This is a genomic window from Proteus genomosp. 6 (genome assembly GCF_040139785.1).
Taxonomy (GTDB): Bacteria; Pseudomonadota; Gammaproteobacteria; order Enterobacterales; family Enterobacteriaceae; genus Proteus.
Genome location: NZ_JBEEVJ010000054.1, coordinates 1 through 735, shown reverse-complemented (window position 1 = coordinate 735; position 735 = coordinate 1). Strand labels below are relative to the sequence as shown.

Here is a 735-nt window from a genome sequence, read left to right as displayed (position 1 = left end):
TTACATCACCTTTATGGGCGATTAAGCCAACGAGTTCCTTATGGTGGTTATTGGCGTGATCGCACAGTTATAATATTGAAACATAAAATAGTCATGACAAATTAATTAACCATAGATACCCTTGTTAAGGTATTTATACTATTGGGATGATGTCATGAAAAATATACTTGTTATTTTTATAGCGTTATTTATTTCCGGCTGTGTGGCGAGACCCACGATGATAGAAGAGCAAAATGCTGATTATGGTGAAAAGCCTAGTAAAGAATTTTATGAAGGAAAAATAAAATCATATCAGGAAGGGCGTTTAAAAGATCCCATGTCAGCAATATACTCTTTCACTGAACCAAGAAAAGGATGGTGTATATTCGATGGTAAAGTCAATTTTGGCTGGATTGTTAATTACACGCTAAATGCTAAAAATTCATACGGTGGTTATGTGGGGGCTAAACCTGAATTCACTATAATAGTGGATGATATATCATGGCATATGCCGTATCACTTAAAGAGTAATTGTAGCTACCAGTAATATTATACTGAATAACCCGCCAAGTGCGGGTTTTTTTATGGAGTTTTTATGCAAAAAGAAAAAATGGTAACAATAGAGTTAAGCGGAATATTAGGCAAAACATTTGGTAAAACTCATCAGCGCATAATTACGACAACATCAGAAGCAATCAGAGCACTTTGTTGTACCTTAAATGGATTTGAACAGTATTTAAATACCAGTAAATCACG

The 735-nt window shown here is 34.4% G+C and carries 1 protein-coding gene and 2 pseudogenes; all 3 read left to right on the top strand.

What is annotated here, in order from left to right:
• Nucleotides 1-105 (top strand): annotated as a pseudogene (locus ABN212_RS18765) (peptidase P60); the annotation flags it as partial.
• Nucleotides 106-154: 49 nt separating this feature from the next.
• On the top strand, nt 155-526 hold the full coding sequence (locus ABN212_RS18760) for a hypothetical protein (protein WP_109409630.1): 372 nt from the start codon (nt 155-157) through the stop codon (nt 524-526).
• 48 nt (nt 527-574) lie between these two features.
• A pseudogene (locus tag ABN212_RS18755) lies at nt 575-735 on the top strand (tail assembly protein); the annotation flags it as partial.